The organism is Ruegeria sp. B32 (assembly GCF_025141855.1).
Lineage (GTDB): Bacteria > Pseudomonadota > Alphaproteobacteria > Rhodobacterales > Rhodobacteraceae > Ruegeria > Ruegeria arenilitoris.
On record NZ_CP081107.1, the window covers coordinates 147,488 to 165,419 of the forward strand.

Sequence of the window (17,932 nt, forward strand, 5' to 3'; positions counted from 1 at the left end):
CAATTGGAAAATGTAAACGCGCCGGGCCCTCTGCCTGGCGCGTTTTCCTTTTGCCAGACGAATCATATGGATTTTGGATACAAAATCCGATACTGCGGGGTTGAGACAGGAAATCTGACCGCCCGGCGATGGACGCGGGCAACTTGGAAAGGATCGGCCACATGTCACCCGACGTCTTTACCGGCACCATGCCCGCGCTCATGACCCCTTGTACGCCCGACCGTCAGCCCGACTTTGACGCCTTGGTGCGAAAGGGTCAGCAGATGATCGAGGCGGGCATGTCCGCAGTCGTCTACTGCGGGTCGATGGGCGACTGGCCGCTGCTGACCGACGAACAGCGGATGGAAGGGGTCGAGCGGTTGATCGGCGCGGGCCTGCCCGTGGTGGTGGGCACCGGGGCGGTCAACACGCAATCCGCCGTGACCCACGCGGCGCATGCGCAAAAGGCAGGTGCGGCGGGGCTTATGGTGATCCCGCGCGTCCTGTCGCGCGGCAGCTCGGTCACGGCACAGCGCAATCATTTCAAGGCCATCCTCTCGGCGGCCCCGGATATCCCGGCGGTCATTTACAACAGTCCGCATTACGGGTTCGCCACCCGCGCCGACCTTTTCTTCGCCCTGCGGGCCGAGCATCCCAACCTGGTGGGTTTCAAAGAATTCGGTGGGAAGGACGATCTGCGCTATGCGGCTGAAAACATCACCAGCCGTGATGACCAGGTGACGCTGATGGTGGGGGTCGATACGGCCGTCTACCATGGCATCGTCAATTGTGGCGCAACCGGCGCGATCACTGGCATCGGCAACGTACTGCCCAAAGAGGTTCTGCTGCTGACCGCTTTGTCGAAAAAAGCGGCTTCTGGCAGCGCCGAGGCCCGCCAGCGCGCACAGGAGTTGACAGAGGCCATCCACGTGCTGTCCAGTTTCGATGAAGGCCCTGACCTGGTTCTGTACTACAAGCACCTTCTGGCGCTGAACGGCGAGGATGAATACCGCTTGCACTTCAACGAAACTGACGCGCTGACCGATGCGCAGCGCCACTATTGCGAACAACAGTACAGCTTGTTTCGCGCCTGGTTTGCAGACTGGTCAAGGCAAGGCGGGGTGATTGCCGCGTGCATGTGATCGACAGCCATACCGGCGGAGAGCCGACGCGCGTGATTCTGGACGGCGCGCCCGATCTGGTCAGCGGTCCTCTGTCCGAACGCGCAGGGCTTTTGGCGACTCAGCACCGCCCGTTCTGGCGCTCGGTCATGCTGGAGCCGCGCGGTCAGCCAGCGATGGTGGGGGCGCTGCTGGTGCCCCCGGTCGATCCGTCCTGCGTGACCGGGGTGATCTTCTTCGACGTGGATGCGGTGCTTGGCATGTGCGGGCATGGCACGATTGGGTTGACCGTGACGCTGGCCCATCTTGGGCGGATCGGTGTTGGCATCCACCGGATCGAAACGCCCGCAGGGGTGGTCACGGTGGAGCTGCACGATCCCAACACAGTGACAGTAACCAACATCGAAAGCCGGCGGGTGCATCAGGCCGTTACGATCGAGGTTCCGGATTTCGGGCCGGTTACAGGTGATGTGGCCTATGGCGGCAATTGGTTCTTTATCGTCGATCCCAGCCCGGTGCCGGTCGAGCCCGCGAACATCCGGCAACTGACCGATCTGGGCGTCGCCATTCGGCAGGCCTCGGTCGCGCAGGGCGTGGGCGGCGAAGCGGGCGAGCCGATCGATCATGTGATTTTTCAGGAGACCGCGCCGGCCTCCGGCGTCCACAGCCGAAACTTCGTTCTGTGCCCCGATGACGCCTATGACCGCTCGCCCTGCGGCACGGGCAGTTCGGCGCGGTTGGCCTGTCTGGCGGCCGATGGGCGCTTGGCGCCGGGTGAAGAAATCGTGCAGTCCAGCGTCATCGGCAGCCCCTATCGGCTGTCCTATCAGCCGGGTCCGAACGGCGGGGTGATCCCCTCGATCACCGGTCAGGCTTTCGTGATGGCCGAAAGCCGCTTGATTTTTGATCCCGCCGATCCATTCCGTTCGGGTATAGAGATCACATGAAGAAAGATGTCATCGTCATAGGTGCCGGCGTCGTTGGTATCAGCGCAGCGCTGGAATTGCAGCGTCGGGGTTACACGGTTCAGATACTGGACCGCGAAGGCGTGGCCGCGGGCAGTTCGGCGGGAAATGCCGGGGCGTTCGCCTTCCCCGAGGTCGAACCTCTGGCCACGCCGGGGATCATGAAAAAGGCCCCGAAATGGCTGCTCGATCCGTTGGGGCCGCTGTCGATCCCGCCCGCCTATGCCCTGCAGATCGCGCCGTGGATGTGGCGGTTCTGGCGGGCCAGCCGCCCCAGCCGGTACCAGGCGCTGGTCGCCGCGCAGGCCAACCTGATGCGCCTGTGCCAGGCCGCGACCGAACGGCAGATCGCCGATACGGGTGGCGAGGCGATGATGCAGCGCGACGGGCAGTTGCAGTTGTACGAAAGCGCGGCCGAGTTCCGCGCCGCCTTGCCCACGTGGGAGTTGCGTCGCCGGCATGGCATCGCCTTCGATCTGCTGGAAAGCCCCGAAGCGATCGCCGAGATCCAGCCCGGGCTCAGCCCGCGTTTTACCCATGCCGGGTTCACGCCACACTGGTGGAATACCGTCGACCCCAAGCGCTGGGTCGAGCATCTGGCACAGGTGTTTCGCGACCGTGGCGGGGTGATCGAAACGCGCCCCGTACGCGCGCTGGAGCTGTCGGACACGGGCGTCTGGGTGCGCTTCGACCAGGGTGCGGCGGATGCCAGCAAGGTGGTCGTGGCCGCCGGGGCGTGGTCGCACCACCTGACCCGCACGGTGGGCGACCGGATCCCGCTCGAGACCGAGCGGGGCTATAACACGACCCTGCCGCCGGGCGCGTTCGACCTGCGGCTGCACCTTGCCTTCTCGCGGCATGCTTTCGTGGCCACCAAGATTAACGGCGGTGTGCGCATCGGCGGTGCGGTCGAACTGGGCGGGCTTGACCTGCCGCCCAATTTCAAACGCGCCGATACCTTGCTGAACAAGGCGCGCCAGTTCCTGCCGGGGTTGAAGACCGAAGGCGGGACGCAGTGGATGGGGTTCCGCCCCTCGCTGCCCGACAGCATTCCGGTGATCGGACGGTCTTCGAAATCGCCGAACCTGATCTACGCCTTCGGGCACGGCCATCTGGGCCTGACCCAGTCGGCGGGGACCGCCGAACTGGTGGGCGCGCTGATCGACGGCACCGATCCGTCCATCCCGGTCGATCCCTTCGCCGCCACCCGGTTCTGAGCGGGGGATGCGCAGCAGCAAGACCATCCACGTGATCTCGGCCCATGCCGAGGGTGAAGTGGGGGATGTGATCGTCGGCGGTGTCGCCCCGCCGCCCGGCGACACGATCTGGGCGCAACGCAGCTTCATCGCCCGCGACCAGACCCTGCGCAACTTCGTGCTGAACGAGCCGCGCGGCGGGGTGTTCCGCCATGTCAACCTGCTGGTGCCGCCCAAACATCCTGATGCCGACGCCGCCTTCATCATAATGGAGCCCGAGGACACGCCGCCCATGTCCGGCTCGAACGCGATATGCGTGGCGACAGTGCTGCTGGACGGGGGCATCCTGCCGATGACCGAACCGGAAACCCACCTGACGCTCGAGGCGCCGGGCGGGCTGGTGCGGGTGCGGGCCGAATGCCGCAACGGCAAGGCAGTACGGATCTACGTCCAGAACCTGCCCAGCTTTGCCGACCGCCTCGCCGCGCCGCTCGAGGTCGAGGGGCTGGGGACCCTGACGGTGGACACCGCCTATGGCGGGGACAGTTTCGTCGTGGTCGACGCCGCGGCGCTGGGGCTGCGCATCACCGAGGACGAGGCCGCCGACATCGCCCGTCTGGGGGTGGCGATCACCGACGCTGCCAATGCGCAGCTGGGCTTTGCGCATCCCGAAAACCCGGATTGGAACCACATCTCGTTCTGCGCGTTCTGCGGACCGCTTGCCGAAACAGAAACCGGCCTGACCGGCCGATCCGCGGTGGCGATCCAGCCCGGCAAGGTCGACCGCTCGCCCACCGGTACCGCCGTTTCGGCCCGCATGGCGCTGATGGCCGCGCGGGGGCAGATGCGGCCGGGCCAGAGCTTTGACGCGGTGTCGATCATCGGCTCGCGGTTTGCCGGCCGTATACTGGGCACGACCCATGTCGGCGACCATCCGGCCATCCTGCCCGAGATCTCGGGCCGCGGATGGATCACCGGCATCCACCAGTACATGCTGGACCCCAACGACCCCTGGCCGCAAGGTTACCGCCTGGGCGACACCTGGGGTGCCTAGTCCAGAAGGGCCAGCAGGTCGCGATGCAGTTGCGCGGAAACCTCGGCATATCCCCGGGCGGTGTTGCGCGCGCGGGCGGCAAAGCGGCGCTGTGACGGCAGGCGCGCGCCCTGATCGAGGATATCGGCAAACAGGCGCTCGGCCCGCGCGTCGTTGGCCTGTCGTCGCCCGCCGCTGAACTGGTCGGGGTCGAAGGCGATGATGATGTCGCCGTGGTAAGGCGCGCCGCCCGTGCCTTGGGCGAACTCCATGCTCTCCAGGCTGGTCAGGTCGTCGATCAGCGGGCCGGCCAGAAGTTCGATCATGATCGACAGGGCCGAGCCTTTGTAGCCGCCGAAGGTCAGCATCGCGCCGTCCAGCGCCGCTTGCGGGTCGGTCGTGGGGTTGCCGTCTTTGTCGATCGCCACGCCTTCGGGCAGGGGTTTGCCCGCGCGCTTGTACAGCTCGATCTCGCCGCGGGCGAAAGCGCTGGTCGCGAAATCGAAGGTGAACGGGTCTTTGCCCATGCGGGGCCAGCTGAAGGCCAGTGGGTTGGTGCCCAGGCTGCCGCGCGTGCCTCCGGCCGGGGCCACCCAGGAATGGCTGGGCACCATCGCCATGGCCGCAAGCCCCTGGGCCGACAGGGCCTCGACCTCGGGCCACAGGGCCGAGAAATGAAAACAGCGGTTGATCGCCATGGCCGAGATCCCGTGGGTGCGGGTCTTGTCGATCAGATGCGGCAGGCCAGTTTCGAAGGCCAGCAACGACATGCCGCCCTGCGCGTCGACGCGAACGATGGCATTGTCCGAGGGGGCGACCCGGGGCTGCGCATGGCCGTCGATCTTGCCGGCCTGCATGGTCTGGGCGCACATGAACAGGCGAAACAGCCCGTGCGACTGGCAATCGTCCATCTGGCAGGTGGTCAATAGTTCCGCGATCGCCTGCGCGTGGTCGGGGCCATAACCCACATGGGACAGAACCTTCAGGCTCAGATCGGTCATTTCTTCAGGCGTCAGCCGTACCGTTTCGCTCATGTTCCGTCCCTGGGTTTGATCTCGGTTGCCAAAGGGGTAGCGGGGAACCCTAGCCCTGTTCAACCCGATAGGCGGTTGGAAAAGCGCCTCGGGGCGGATATTTGTATCCAAAATGCAAATGCGGACAGATCCTTGGCAGCAAAACGCGCAATCACCCGTCAAAGCCTTCCCGATGCAATCGCGTCCGACTTGCGTGAACGCATTCTCAGCGGTGATCTGGCGGAAGGCGAGACGATCCGTCAGGAGGCATTGGCCGAAGACTATGACGTGTCGCGCATGCCGGTGCGCGAGGCGCTCAAACAGCTTGATGCCGAAGGACTGGTTCAGCTGACGAACAATCGCGGTGCGCGGGTCACGCGCCATTCCCTGTCCGAGATCGGCGAGATCTTCGACCTGCGGTCGCTGTTGGAGACCGACCTGTTCCGTCGGGCAATTCCGCAGATGACCCAATCTGACTTTGCGCGCTGCGAACAACTGCTGGAGCAGATGGAGGCGTCGTACGACGCCAACGACGTCAGCCGGTGGGGCGCGCTGAACTACCAGTACCATTCGGCCCTCTATGCGGCCGCGAACCGAAGCCTGACCAACGAGCTGCTGCATCGCGTGAGCCTGCAGTCGGACCGGTACATCCGAATGCATCTCAGTGTAATGCAACAACGCGAACCGGCCCGCAAAGAGCATCGCGAATTGCTGCGCCTTGCCCGGGATGGGCAGGTCGAGCAGGCTTGTGCGCTTCTGTCCGCGCATATCGGACGAACCAAGGATCAACTGCTGGCGCTGGTGGCCGCCAAGCGAGCGTCCGAGGAAGCGGTCGGACGCTGACGCCAAGCGACCGGAAAGAAAGCGTTTTCAATTCTTCTCGGTCTGTGCCAGTTCTGGCGTCGCGGGATGCGTGCCAAAACATGGATCGACCAAGTGCCCAGTGATGACCTCAACAGTTCGGAACAGGCCGTGCGTCAGGCGATTGGGGCGTATTCCAGACGTGTCTGGCGGTTTGCGCTGGCTCTGTCGGGGGCGCAGGATGTTGCCGACGACCTGACCCAGGCCACTTGCCTGCGCGCGTTGGAGCGAAGCCATCAGGTTACGCATACTGATCGGTTGGATTCGTGGCTGATGACGATCTGCCGGTCGATCTGGTTGAACGAGCTGCGGGCGCGGACCGTGCGCAAGTCCCAGGGGTTGGCCGCAACGCCGGACGCCGAATTGGTCGCGCCGGGTACCGACGCCGAAATGAATATTTTTGCGCGGGAAGTGTTTACACAGGTGATGCAACTGCCCGAGGCGCAACGCGAAACGGTCATGCTGGTCTTTGTCGAGGGCTACAGTTATCGCGAGGCCGCCGCGTTGCTGGAGGTTCCGATTGGTACGATCATGAGCCGGCTTTCCAATGCCCGCAAGAAACTGCAAGCTGCGATGCCGCAGGATGCCGCTGCGTCCGACCGACGGAGGGACTCATGACCTTTTCCGACGATACGCTAAAGGCCTATCTGCAAGGCTCATTGGGGTCTGGGGAAAGCGATGCCATCGAGGCCGCTGTTGAGAACGATCCGGAACTGGAGCAGCGCCTGATGGATCTGGATCCGATCGCGCCGGTGGTTCGCGAGGTGTTCCGTGACATTCCCGCCGCAGCGCCACAAGTTGAACTGCCGCCTAGGGTTCCGGCTTTGGCGGGGCCCTGGCGCCTGTTGGGCGTCGCGGCTGCCGCGGCCGTGTTGGCCGTATCTCTGACCTTTTGGCTGACCCGCTCACAGCCGATGGGATGGGCAGAGCAGGCGGCCCTGTACCAGTCGCTTTACACGCCGGATTCGATTGCAACGCTGGAATACCCGCCGGCGCTCGTCGACGCCCAGATCTCATTGGCCGAAGAGAAACTGGGCCGCCCGCTGAACCGGGATTCGCTTGAAGGTTTGCCGGGGCTGGAACTGAAGGCCGCGCAGGTTTTGTCCTTCAAGGGCAAACCATTGGTTCAGATCGTTTTTGCCGACGCTGATGGCAATCCCTTTGCGCTGTGCGTGATCCGCCAAGGCGATGGCGCGCCGAATTCAGAGTTGAAGCAGGAAGTCCTGAGCGGGCTTGCAACGGCCCGGTGGGCGCGCGACGGGTACGGATACATGCTGTTGGGGAACCGGCCGGACAACGATTTGACCGTGCAGCTGGATTACCTGGCCCAGACATTCGCCGGCTGAGCCGCCTTGCGCAAAACCTCTTGTGAACCGGTGCGATTGGCCGAACAATGCATGGCATGACGACCAAGGCCACGAACCCGGACCCGGACGAGGACGATGTCCTGGACGGGCCGCGAAGTATCTATGACGTCGATCCGCCGGACGACGAAGACCTTTGGTTTCTGCCGCCCGAAGATGCAGCGGCGCCCGAGGACATGTTGCCGCCGGGTCCGCGTGCCGATCGAGGCGCTTTGTTCGACCCGCGGGACTGGCGCGCCGCCCAGGCCGAAGTGGCGCAGGGCTTGGCGGATCTGACCTTGACCTTCGGGGCGTTGGACGAGCGGTTGCGCAGTGGTCCAAAGGGGTGGACTCACCGGCTGGCCCTGATGGACGTATCCGACCTGGGGTGGTGGACCGGCGACCGGATCAGCGTTGATCGGCTTGCCCTGTGGACCGGGTTGCGTATCGGAGCCACCGGGGACGATGTGCAAGCATTGTTTCGGGCGGGTTGGGCGGTTCGGCGACTGACTTCGGGCGCAGGGCCGTCGGACGGCGGCTGGCAATCGGGGCTGGCCGCCTTTCTGGACCGGATGGCTCAGGGGATAGACGAAGTTCCAGAAGCGGTCGCGGACTTGGCCGAAGTGATGGACAGCGCGCAAGCCCTGCACCCTGTCACGCAGTCGGCCATTGCCTTTCATGCATGGCGCGCGCTTTCGCAAGGAAATGGACAGGATACCGAAGCAGCGGTGATCGCTGCGCGGCATGCGGCCACGATGGGTCGGGGCGGGGCACTGTTCATGCCGCTGGCACTGTCGGGCCCCGGGGCGCTGCGCGGCATCGGCACGCCAGAGGAAAAACTCAACGCTTGGGTTCGGGGGGCAGGGCAGGCGGCCTTGGCCGCGCTGCTGCATCTGGATCGCGTCAGCGCGTGGGAGGCCCGGGCACGCGAGGCCACCACGGATCTCAGCGGGCGGACGCCGCCGGTCCTGATTGATGTGCTGACCGCCTGGCCCATGGTTTCTGCGCCATTGGCCGAGGAGTTGACGCAGGCATCGCGTGCAGCCGTGCAGCGCAATCTCGACAAGTTCACCGAACGTGGGTTGATCCGCGAAGTGACCGGGCAGGGCCGTTATCGGGTTTGGGCTGCCGCGCTGTAGTCCAACAACCATTCACGGAACGCGCGCGCGGGTGGCCGCAATGTGGCCCGTGAAGGGTAGATCAGGTGGTAGGCATCCCGGCCCGGCACGGCCACCTCGGGCAGACATGGCACCAGGCCAGACATCCGCATGATCCGGTCAGACGCGGGCGCGCGGGCCAGGGCGATCCCGACCCCTTGCGCGGATAGCTCGGCCGCCATCACTGAGTTGTCCGCGAAGAAATACTGAGCCTGCCCGGTCGGCAGCCGCAGGGCTTCGAACACGTGCGGCCAACTGGCCCTGTGGGTCGAAACCTCGATCAGCGGAAACCGGGCCAGATCCAGCGGAGTGCTGATCTGGTCGGCAATGTCCGGTGGTGCCACGGGAAAAAGGGTCTCGGTCAACAGCATGTCACCTTCGGAGCCGAACAGCGTCGGGTTGCCGAACACGATCTGCAGGTCGGTAAAACGATTGGCGAAGTCGGCGATCCGGTTCCCGGTCGTCAGGGACAGGTTGATCTGAGGATGGGATTTTTGGAACTGGGTCAGGCCCGCCGCAAGCACCCCTTGCGCGAACAACAACACGGATTGGACATACAGCCGTTGGTCCCGGGTCTGGCCGAACAGGCCGGTAGTGGCTGAGTCCAGCATCACCAGCGATTGCTGCACGACCGGCAGGTACGCCCGCCCGGCCTCGGTCAAAGTGACGGCATGGGCATGGCGATGAAACAGCGGCGTGCCCAGACGAGTTTCCAGCGCCTTGACCTGTTGGCTGACGGCGGCGGCCGACATGTTTAGCTGGGCGGCAGCACGGGCAAAGCTTTCGGTGCGGGCTGCGGCCTCGAAAACGCGCAGCCAGTTGAGAGAGGGGATGCGGGTCGACATGGCAATCAGGCTAAGCTGAACTTGTCCTGACAGGCAAGGCTTTGCGTTCTCGTCGCAAGACCGGTTCGGCTAGGCTGTGCGTGAACCGATCCGAAAAGGTGCACCCATGCCCGACATCCAAGACCTGGCCCGGCACAAACTGACCCCATCGCAAGCAGCGCAATACTGGGAAGACGGCTTCCTGTTTCCGCTGGATATTCTGTCTGCTGACGAGGCCGCGCAGGTGCGCTCGGAACTCGAGCAGATTGAACGCGACTGGATGGCCGCCGATCTGCCTCTGCCGCTGAATACCTACAAGCGCGTGAACTCACACCTCGTCATGCCTCTGGCGGCGCGACTGGCCATGGATCCGCGTATACTGGATGCCGTCGAAGGCGTCTTGGGTCCGGACATCATGATCTGGTCGGCCGAGTTTTTCATCAAAGAACCGCGCACCGTCCAGACAGTTGGCATGCATCAGGACCTGACCTATTGGGGGATGGGCGAGACCCCGGATCAGGTTACGGCCTGGCTGGCCCTGTCGCCGGCAACCGTGGAAAGCGGCTGCATGGATTTTGTCCGGGGCAGCCACAAGAACCCAATACTTCCGCACAATGATACCTATTCCGAGACCAACCTGCTGTCGCGCGGGCAGGAGATTGCGGTCGAAGTGGCCGAGGAAGACAAAACCCATATCGAACTGGCGCCCGGGCAGATGTCACTGCACCACGGGCTGACCATTCATGGCTCGGGTCCGAACCGGTCGGACGATCGGCGTATCGGGATGGCCATCCGCTATATCAGCCCGAATGCGAAGCAGTTGGTGGCGGACCGCGACTACGCGATGGTCGCGCGCGGAGAGGACCGGCAGGGAAACTTCATCCATGTCGATCCGCCCGCCACCCTGTTTTCCGACGAGTCGCTTGCCCTGTACGAACAGGTGCGCCGCGATCTGGGCAAGGCGCTGGCAGCTGGGGCCAAGGTCACCGTTCCGCTCTATGATTGAGCCGGGTTCGAAACCCAAAGGCTAGGGAATTGGACGCCTAGCGCCCAACCCCGACATAGGTTTCAAAACCGGATTTCTTGACCTTGTCGCTTGAATAGATGTTCCGCAGGTCGACCATGCGTGGAGATTTCATCTCAGCCGCCATCTGCGTCAGGTTCAGCGCGCGGAACTCGTTCCATTCGGTCAACAGCACCAATGCGTCCGCGTCCTTGGCTGCGGCATACGGGTCTTCGACCCACTCCACACCTGGTAGCAGAGCCTCACCCTCGGACCGGCCCTGAGGGTCGACCACGCGAACTTTGGCGCCGCCACCGATCAGGGCGGGCACGATGGTCAGTGATGGAGCATCGCGCATGTCATCGGTGTTGGGTTTGAACGTCACCCCAAGAACCGCCACGGTCTTGCCGTTGAAACTGTCGTCGCAGGCTTCGCGGATCTTTTCGATCATGCGTTTTTTGACCTCGTCATTCACGCGCATGACGGTTTCGGTGATCTGCATGGGGAAGGCATGTTCCTGTCCGATCCGCGCAAGCGCCGCGGTGTCCTTGGGAAAGCATGATCCGCCGTAACCGGGGCCGGCATGCAGGAACTTGTTTCCAATACGCCCATCCAAGCCGATGCCGCGCGCCACTTCCTTGACGTCGCCACCGACCCGCTCGCACAGGCCAGCGATTTCGTTGATGAACGTGATCTTGGTGGCGAGAAAGGCATTTGCCGCATATTTGATCATTTCGGCGCTTTCCAGATCCGTCGTCAGGATCGGAAAATCGCGCAGGTAAAGTGGGCGGTAGATTTCGGCCATCACCTCGGCGGCGCGGTCGTTCTCGACCCCTACAACGACGCGGTCCGGGCGCATGAAATCGTCGATCGCAGCGCCTTCGCGCAGGAATTCCGGGTTCGAGGCGACATCAAAGTCTGCCTTGGGGTTTGCCGCCGCGACAACTTCCTGAACCTTGCGGTTGGTCCCGACCGGAACCGTGGATTTGGTCACCACCACGGTGTAGCCATCCATGGCATGGGCGATTTCCTCGGCCGCTGCCATCACATAGGTCAGATCCGCATGGCCGTCGCCGCGGCGGGTTGGTGTCCCGACAGCTATGAAGACGGCATCCGCGCCTTTCACCGCATTCGCCAGATCGGTGGTAAAGCTCAGCCGGCCGGCGGCCACGTTCTTGGCCATCAGAACATCCAGTCCCGGTTCGTAGATCGGAACCTTTCCGTCCTGCAGCATCTGGATCTTAGCTTCGGCTTTGTCGACGCAAATGACGTCATGGCCGAAATCCGAGAAGCACACACCGGACACCAGACCCACATATCCGGTGCCGATCATCGCAATACGCATTATTCAAATTCCCTTGTTACCAATGCCACCTCGGGCGGCCACACATTCGGAGAAACTTCCGCCGGTTTCAATGCCTGACAGTGGCCTCGGGTTGCATTCCATGACATCTTGCTGTTTTTGGGGCGACAAATGGGCGTCCATGAAACTGGTGGAACAAACTGATGACCAAAAAAGCGCTGATCACTGGAGTTACAGGACAGGACGGGTCTTACCTGGCCGAATTTCTGTTGGCAAAGGGCTATGAGGTTCACGGGATCAAGCGTCGGGCATCCTCGTTCAATACCCAACGGATTGACCACATCTATCAGGACCCCCACGAGCCTGATCCGAAGCTGCGGCTGCACTACGGTGATCTGAGCGATACCTCGAACCTGACCCGCATCATTCAGGAGGTTCAGCCCGACGAAGTCTACAATCTGGGTGCCCAATCTCACGTGGCCGTCAGCTTCGAGTCGCCGGAATATACCGCGGATGTCGATGCCATCGGCACCCTGCGTCTGCTTGAGGCGATCCGGTTTTTGGGACTTGAAAACAAGACCCGGTTCTATCAGGCGTCAACGTCGGAACTCTATGGGCTGGTCCAGGAAACTCCGCAGCGCGAAACGACTCCGTTCTATCCCCGCTCGCCCTACGCGGTGGCCAAGCTGTATTCGTATTGGATCACGGTCAATTACCGCGAGGCGTACGGGATGTATGCCTGCAACGGAATCCTGTTCAATCACGAAAGCCCGCGCCGCGGCGAAACCTTTGTCACCCGCAAGATCACGCGTGGTCTGGCCAACATCGCCCAGGGCTTGGAGAAGTGCCTTTACATGGGGAATATCGACAGTCTGCGCGATTGGGGCCATGCCAAGGACTACGTGCGGATGCAGTGGATGATGCTGCAGCAGGACAAGCCCGAGGATTTTGTTATTGCCACCGGCAAGCAGTATTCCGTGCGCCAATTCATCGAATGGTCGTCGGCCGAGCTTGGGCTTACCTTGGAGTTTTCGGGCAGCGGTGTGGACGAGGTCGCAACGGTGACGGCGATTGAAGGCGACAACGCCCCAGCGCTGAAACCCGGCGACGTGATCATGCGGATCGACCCGCAGTATTTCCGACCCGCCGAGGTGGACACTCTGCTGGGTGACCCGTCGAACGCCAAGGCCAAATTGGGATGGGAGCCGGAGCTGACCGTGCAGGAAATGTGCGCAGAGATGGTGCGGGAAGACCTCAAAACCGCCAAGCGCCACGCCTTGTTGAAAGAGCATGGGTTCGAATTGCCGGTCAGCCTGGAAAACGGCTGAGGAGGCAGAAATGCGCAAGATCTACATCGCCGGACATCGTGGCATGGTGGGTGGAGCAATCCTGCGTCAGCTCAAGGCGCGCCAGGCTGATGGTGAGGCGCTTGAACTGGTGACCCGAACCCATTCCGAATTGGATCTGACCGATCAGGCGGCCGTCCGCGCCTTCATGCAGGCCGAGCGGCCAGACGTCGTGATCCTGGCCGCTGCCAAGGTGGGGGGGATTCACGCCAACAACACGTATCCTGCAGATTTCATTTACGAAAATCTGATGATCGAGTGCAACGTGATCCATCAGGCTTTTGCGGCCGGCGTACGGCGTCTTTTGCAGCTGGGCAGTTCCTGCATCTACCCGCGTGAAGCAGCGCAGCCGATGCGCGAAGACGCGTTGCTGACGGGTGTTTTGGAGCCGACAAACGAACCCTATGCGGTCGCCAAGATCGCCGGAATCAAGCTGTGCGAAAGCTACAACCGCCAGCACGGGGTCGACTACCGGTCGGTCATGCCGACCAACCTGTATGGGCCGGGCGACAATTTCCACCCTGAGAACAGCCATGTTCTGCCAGCACTGATCCGCCGCTTCCACGAAGCCAAACGCGACGGGTTGGACGAAGTGGTGATCTGGGGAACTGGGAAGCCGCGGCGTGAATTCCTGCATGTCGATGACATGGCCGAGGCATCGCTGTTCGTAATGGATTTGCCGCAGGACGTGTATCAGGCCAATACGCAACCCATGCTGAGCCACATAAACGTGGGCTGCGGGCAGGACGTTTCGATTGCCGAGCTGGCCGCACTGATCGCCAAAATCACCCGATATACCGGCCGGATCACGCAGGACACCACCAAGCCAGATGGTACGATGCGCAAGCTGATGGACGTTTCCCGGTTGGCCAAGATGGGCTGGAAGGCACGCATAGGCCTCGAAGATGGTATCCGCGAGACCTATGCCTGGTTCCTTGATCAATCGGCCGACGACCTGCGGGCCAAATAGGCACCCGGCCCAAAGACCGGGTGCGTTCGCTGATCAGAACCAGCGACCGATGGCCGAGACCGCCGGGGGTATCGCTGCCGGATCGGACACCGCCGACAGAACTTGCCACGCTACCTGTGTTTCGGTCGGCAAATCGAAGCTGATGAACCGTCCCAGAGCATTACCGCTGCCGCTCAGGGTTGGAGTACTGCCCACAGCAAAAGGCGCGGGGAAAGTCCAAGTATTCTGGGCGCTTGCAAATAGTGGCCCCATGCCGGCAGTACAGGCCACCGCACTCGCCGCGAGGGTGCAGATCTGAGTTCCGTCCGCGAAACGAACGAATTCGCCGTTCGCATTTGCGCCGCGTTCGATCACTGCGCCGGTCGGGGTCCCGCCAGACTGCGTCACCGGACCCACGAGGTTGCCCGGTCCATATCCGTAGTCGGCTCGCATCAGCCGTCCGGGTGTTACATCTTCAGGGTTGGCTTGAACGGCCGCGCCGCTGATCGTTCCCGATGTGGCATCCACGCGCACCGCCTCGGTCCAAGAGCCTCCATCCGGTGAAACCTTGATGGAAAAATCGGTACTGCCCGCAAGGCCCATCTCGGCGTGGCCGGTCCAGTTGGACTGAAACAGGAGTGAGGCGGTGTCAGTCGCGCTCGCTTTGTTGATCTTCAACTGGTGGCCGCTCCCGTCATGGCTCAGCAATGTGGCGGGACCCCGAACCGACAGGCGATTGGTCGGATCGTATCCGGTTGCGACCCCGACCCCGGCAAGGTTCGCAGTATTGACCGGAGGATCGATCCATCCGCCGTTGTCCCAGACCTTGAGCGCGGCGCCGGCTTGCTCCCAAACACGCCATCCGTTTGCTGGCGTGACAAAGACCCAAGCATTGTCCAGCCAAGCCGCGAGTTGCCCAGGCTTCCCCGCCCAGGCGCCTGTCGGGCTGGCCCCCAAGCCGTAGATGGCACCTTGATCTGGTGCCGCAGGTGGAATGGTTTCATCCAGAGCCACAACACTCAGCTGCACGATCAGGTCCAGCTGCCGCAGCGCTTCGTTGTGGGTGACGTGTTTTTGCGCCTGTGATGGTTGCAGAAACGGCAGATTCAAACGGGGGGTGTTTTGGGACACGGGCGGGATCCTCCTTGGGCCATCGATTCACGGAATTCGCTGCGAGCCACCCTGCCGCGGATGGGATGAATCCTCGCTTTCACGTGCGAACGGCACAAAAAGGATTTGGTTACTTGTGGATTTCCAAAAACGAAACAAAGCCGCCCTTTTGGGGCGGCTGTGGATATTTATAGGATGGAGGTCGGCCAGCTGATTCTGTCCTGTACGCCCAAAGAGTGAACCGTTGGCGACCGGAGCCGCGGTGTTCAGCCACGATCAGTTGCGGGCGTAGACATCCTCGTACCGGATAATATCGTCTTCTCCGAGGTAGGCGCCGGTCTGAACCTCGATCAGGACCATAGGCACCTTGCCGGGGTTTTCCATGCGGTGAACCGCGCCAAGGGGGATGTAGACAGACTGGTTTTCGCTGACCAGACGAACCTCGTCATCGATCGTGACCTTGGCGGTACCTTCCACCACGATCCAATGCTCGGACCTGTGGTGGTGGGACTGCAGGCTCAGGGACGCGCCGGGGTTTACGTGGATCCGTTTGACCTGGAATCGTTCGCCCACGACCAAGCTCTCGAACCAGCCCCAGGGGCGATGGTCGACCGGCAGAGCTTCGGCCTGCGGTGCCCCTTTCGCCTTCAGGGCGGCCACGGCCTGTTTGACATCCTGTGCCTTGTCCATGCTGGCCACCAGAACGGCATCCGGCATGGCCACAGCGATCATGTTCTCGAGCCCCATGGCCACGACTTCTTGGGAGGCAGACTCGGACCGGATCAACACATTGTTGCAGTCGATCGTCGTCACCTCACCGGTGGTCGCAACGCCGTTTTCGTCGGGGCTGCTCAGCTCCTGGACGGCCGACCAGCTGCCGACATCCGACCAGCCGGCGGCATAGGGAACAACGCTCAGGTTTTTGGCCCGCTCCATGACCGCGTAGTCGATCGAAATGTCTTCGACTTTCCCCCAGGCCAATGCATCCAGTCGCAGAAAGCCAAGATCGGCCTTCGCGTCCTCGACTGCAGTCTGTACCGGCGGCAACAAGTTGGGTGCATGATCTTGGAATGCAGCGATGATGTCGCGCACCGCAAACAGGAAAATGCCGGAATTCCACAGGTAACTGCCATCGGAAATCATGGCCTTGGCCCGATCCAGATCGGGCTTTTCAACGAAATGGTCCAATGCGACCGCAGCACCTGTCGCGTCGGGCGCAGCGCTGAGCTTCAGATATCCATATCCGGTTTCCGGCCGGTCCGGAGTGATCCCGAACGTCACCAGTTGGCGGTCCCTCTCGATGGCGGTCACACCTTGCGAAACCGCCGCGTGGAACGCGGATTTGTCGGGAACGACGTGATCGGACGGCGCCACCAGCATCAAAGCATCCGGGTCTACCTTGGACAGGTAAAGCGCGGCCGCCAAGACCGCCGGAGCCGTGTTGCGGCCCTCAGGCTCAATAAGGATAGGACCGGGGTCGACACCAATGGCGGTAAGCTGCTCGGTGACGATGAAGCGGAACGATTCATTGGTGAGTATCAGGGGCTTGGCGTACGGTGCGTCCTTGGGCCCTCGCATCCTGTCCGCACAGTCCTGCAACAGGCTGCTGTTGCCGACCAGCGGCACGAACTGTTTGGGATAGCTTTTTCGGGACAGCGGCCAAAGCCGGGTTCCGGAGCCGCCGCACAGAATGACAGGATAGATGGTGGTCATGACGAATGGGCTTTTCGGCTGGTTTTCTGACGTTTTATCGCAGTCATCACAGGGTGGGTGAAGGACCGCCGCTTATTGGGCAGCCCGACCTGTGGCAACAATATCATTCAGATAGGCGCTCAGGTCGTCGCGCAGGTCATTCCGGGCCAGGGCAAAGGCCACGGTGGCCTGCAGGAAGCCCGCTTTTGATCCGCAGTCGAAGCGTTGACCATCAAAGCGGTATCCGAAAACCGGGACACCGTTGCCGATGTCTTCGGCGATGGCATCGGTCAGCTGGATCTCTCCGCCGCTGCCTTTCTTCATCTGATTGAGGTTGTACAGCACCGACGGCCCCAAAATGTATCGACCGATCACCGCCATGTTCGAAGGTGCCTCGTCGGCCTTGGGCTTTTCAACCATGCCGCGGGCGCGGATCACCTTGCCGGAACTGTCGGCCGCGTCCAGAATCCCGTACGAGCTGGTTTTTTCGGGTGCGACCTCCATCGCGGCGACCATGTTGCCGCCGGTTTCCTCGTAAGCCTCGACCATCTGCTGCAGGCAGGGTTTGTCGGCGGCAATAACGTCGTCCGGCAGCATGACCGCGAAGGGTTCATCACCGATCAGGCGGCGGGCGCACCATACGGCGTGTCCCAAGCCCAAAGCCTTGTGTTGGCGGATATAGGCGATAGCACCGCTTTCCATGTTGGTGTTCTCGAGAACCTCCAACAAATCATCCTTGCCTTTGGCCTTCAGTTCCTGCTCCAGCACGAGATTGTGGTCGAAATAGTCTTCGAGCGCCGATTTCCCGCGTGATGTGACAAAGATGAACTCTGTAATACCCGCAGCGCGTGCTTCGTCGATGGCATATTGAACGAGGGGCCGGTCGACCAGCGTCATGATTTCCTTCGGAACGGATTTCGTTGCCGGAAGAAACCGGGTGCCCAATCCTGCGACAGGGAAAATCGCCTTGGTGACCTTGCGTGACATGTGACCTCTCAAATTCAAAAACTTAGCCGGCGGACGTGGTGCATCCGGGG

Annotated in this window: 17 protein-coding genes; 11 read left to right on the top strand and 6 right to left on the bottom strand. The window is 62.3% G+C overall.

Annotation, left to right across the window (positions count from 1 at the left end; all coding sequences use genetic code 11):
* Positions 1–161 precede the first annotated feature (161 nt).
* Genes K3752_RS18195 through K3752_RS18210 form a run of 4 tightly spaced genes read left to right on the top strand, consistent with a single transcriptional unit; the run spans position 162 to position 4,315 of the window.
* Positions 162–1,121, top strand: coding sequence for a dihydrodipicolinate synthase family protein (locus K3752_RS18195; RefSeq protein ID WP_260066703.1), 960 nt, complete (start codon positions 162–164; stop codon positions 1,119–1,121).
* Positions 1,112–2,047, top strand: coding sequence for a proline racemase family protein (locus K3752_RS18200; RefSeq protein WP_260066704.1), 936 nt, complete (start codon positions 1,112–1,114; stop codon positions 2,045–2,047). The genes K3752_RS18195 and K3752_RS18200 overlap by 10 nt, the downstream gene beginning before the upstream one ends.
* Complete coding sequence (locus K3752_RS18205; RefSeq protein WP_170435595.1) at positions 2,044–3,282, top strand: FAD-binding oxidoreductase; 1,239 nt, start codon at positions 2,044–2,046, stop codon at positions 3,280–3,282. Before K3752_RS18200 ends, K3752_RS18205 begins: the two co-directional genes overlap by 4 nt.
* A 7-nt stretch (positions 3,283–3,289) precedes the next feature.
* Positions 3,290–4,315: a trans-3-hydroxy-L-proline dehydratase gene (locus K3752_RS18210; RefSeq protein WP_170359315.1), complete on the top strand. Its 1,026-nt coding sequence runs from the start codon at positions 3,290–3,292 to the stop codon at positions 4,313–4,315.
* Here the strand turns inward: K3752_RS18210 and K3752_RS18215 are convergent.
* Positions 4,312–5,328 (bottom strand): Ldh family oxidoreductase, encoded by a 1,017-nt coding sequence (locus tag K3752_RS18215; RefSeq protein ID WP_170365969.1) that lies wholly within the window; start codon positions 5,326–5,328, stop codon positions 4,312–4,314. The genes K3752_RS18210 and K3752_RS18215 overlap by 4 nt on opposite strands.
* A 132-nt stretch (positions 5,329–5,460) precedes the next feature.
* Here K3752_RS18215 and K3752_RS18220 point away from each other — a divergent pair, with 132 nt between their 5' ends.
* From K3752_RS18220 to K3752_RS18235, 4 genes are all read left to right on the top strand, one after another.
* Entirely contained in the window at positions 5,461–6,150 is a 690-nt protein-coding gene (locus K3752_RS18220) for a GntR family transcriptional regulator (RefSeq protein WP_170359319.1), read from the top strand.
* A 66-nt stretch (positions 6,151–6,216) separates the two neighbouring features.
* Complete coding sequence (locus K3752_RS18225) at positions 6,217–6,786, top strand: RNA polymerase sigma factor (RefSeq protein WP_260066708.1); 570 nt, start codon at positions 6,217–6,219, stop codon at positions 6,784–6,786.
* Positions 6,783–7,514, top strand: coding sequence for a hypothetical protein (locus K3752_RS18230; RefSeq protein ID WP_260066710.1), 732 nt, complete (start codon positions 6,783–6,785; stop codon positions 7,512–7,514). The genes K3752_RS18225 and K3752_RS18230 overlap by 4 nt, the downstream gene beginning before the upstream one ends.
* A 56-nt stretch (positions 7,515–7,570) precedes the next feature.
* Positions 7,571–8,650, top strand: a complete 1,080-nt coding sequence (locus K3752_RS18235) for a helix-turn-helix domain-containing protein (RefSeq protein WP_260066712.1) — start codon at positions 7,571–7,573, stop codon at positions 8,648–8,650.
* On the opposite strand, the gene K3752_RS18240 is transcribed toward K3752_RS18235, so the two are convergent.
* Positions 8,623–9,513 (bottom strand): LysR substrate-binding domain-containing protein, encoded by an 891-nt coding sequence (locus K3752_RS18240; protein ID WP_260066714.1) that lies wholly within the window; start codon positions 9,511–9,513, stop codon positions 8,623–8,625. The two genes, K3752_RS18235 and K3752_RS18240, sit on opposite strands and share 28 nt — an antisense overlap.
* Before the next feature lie 106 nt (positions 9,514–9,619).
* Between K3752_RS18240 and K3752_RS18245 the strand changes: the two genes are divergently transcribed.
* A complete protein-coding gene (locus tag K3752_RS18245; RefSeq protein WP_260066716.1) occupies positions 9,620–10,498 on the top strand; it encodes a phytanoyl-CoA dioxygenase family protein in 879 nt (292 codons plus the stop codon).
* Between the two features lie 37 nt (positions 10,499–10,535).
* Here the strand turns inward: K3752_RS18245 and K3752_RS18250 are convergent, their stop codons facing one another.
* Positions 10,536–11,840, bottom strand: coding sequence for a UDP-glucose/GDP-mannose dehydrogenase family protein (locus tag K3752_RS18250; protein ID WP_260066717.1), 1,305 nt, complete (start codon positions 11,838–11,840; stop codon positions 10,536–10,538).
* Positions 11,841–12,001: 161 nt separating this feature from the next.
* Between K3752_RS18250 and gmd the strand changes: the two genes are divergently transcribed.
* A complete protein-coding gene (gene gmd / locus K3752_RS18255) occupies positions 12,002–13,126 on the top strand; it encodes a GDP-mannose 4,6-dehydratase (RefSeq protein WP_260066719.1) in 1,125 nt (374 codons plus the stop codon).
* 10 nt (positions 13,127–13,136) lie between these two features.
* Entirely contained in the window at positions 13,137–14,114 is a 978-nt protein-coding gene (locus K3752_RS18260) for a GDP-L-fucose synthase (protein WP_170359331.1), read from the top strand.
* A 33-nt stretch (positions 14,115–14,147) separates the two neighbouring features.
* Here K3752_RS18260 and K3752_RS18265 read toward each other — a convergent pair whose 3' ends face one another.
* The 3 genes from K3752_RS18265 to galU all read right to left on the bottom strand — a co-directional run bounded on the left by K3752_RS18265 (position 14,148) and on the right by galU (position 17,882).
* On the bottom strand, positions 14,148–15,224 hold the full coding sequence (locus K3752_RS18265; RefSeq protein ID WP_260066721.1) for a DUF2793 domain-containing protein: 1,077 nt from the start codon (positions 15,222–15,224) through the stop codon (positions 14,148–14,150).
* Between the two features lie 255 nt (positions 15,225–15,479).
* Positions 15,480–16,916 carry a mannose-1-phosphate guanylyltransferase/mannose-6-phosphate isomerase gene (locus K3752_RS18270; protein WP_170525830.1) on the bottom strand — a complete coding sequence of 479 codons (1,437 nt, stop codon included), beginning with the start codon at positions 16,914–16,916 and terminating at the stop codon, positions 15,480–15,482.
* A 72-nt stretch (positions 16,917–16,988) separates the two neighbouring features.
* The gene (galU, locus tag K3752_RS18275; protein WP_093963131.1) at positions 16,989–17,882 is read right to left on the bottom strand and encodes a UTP--glucose-1-phosphate uridylyltransferase GalU; all 894 of its coding nucleotides are present in this window, start codon (positions 17,880–17,882) and stop codon (positions 16,989–16,991) included.
* Positions 17,883–17,932 lie beyond the last annotated feature (50 nt).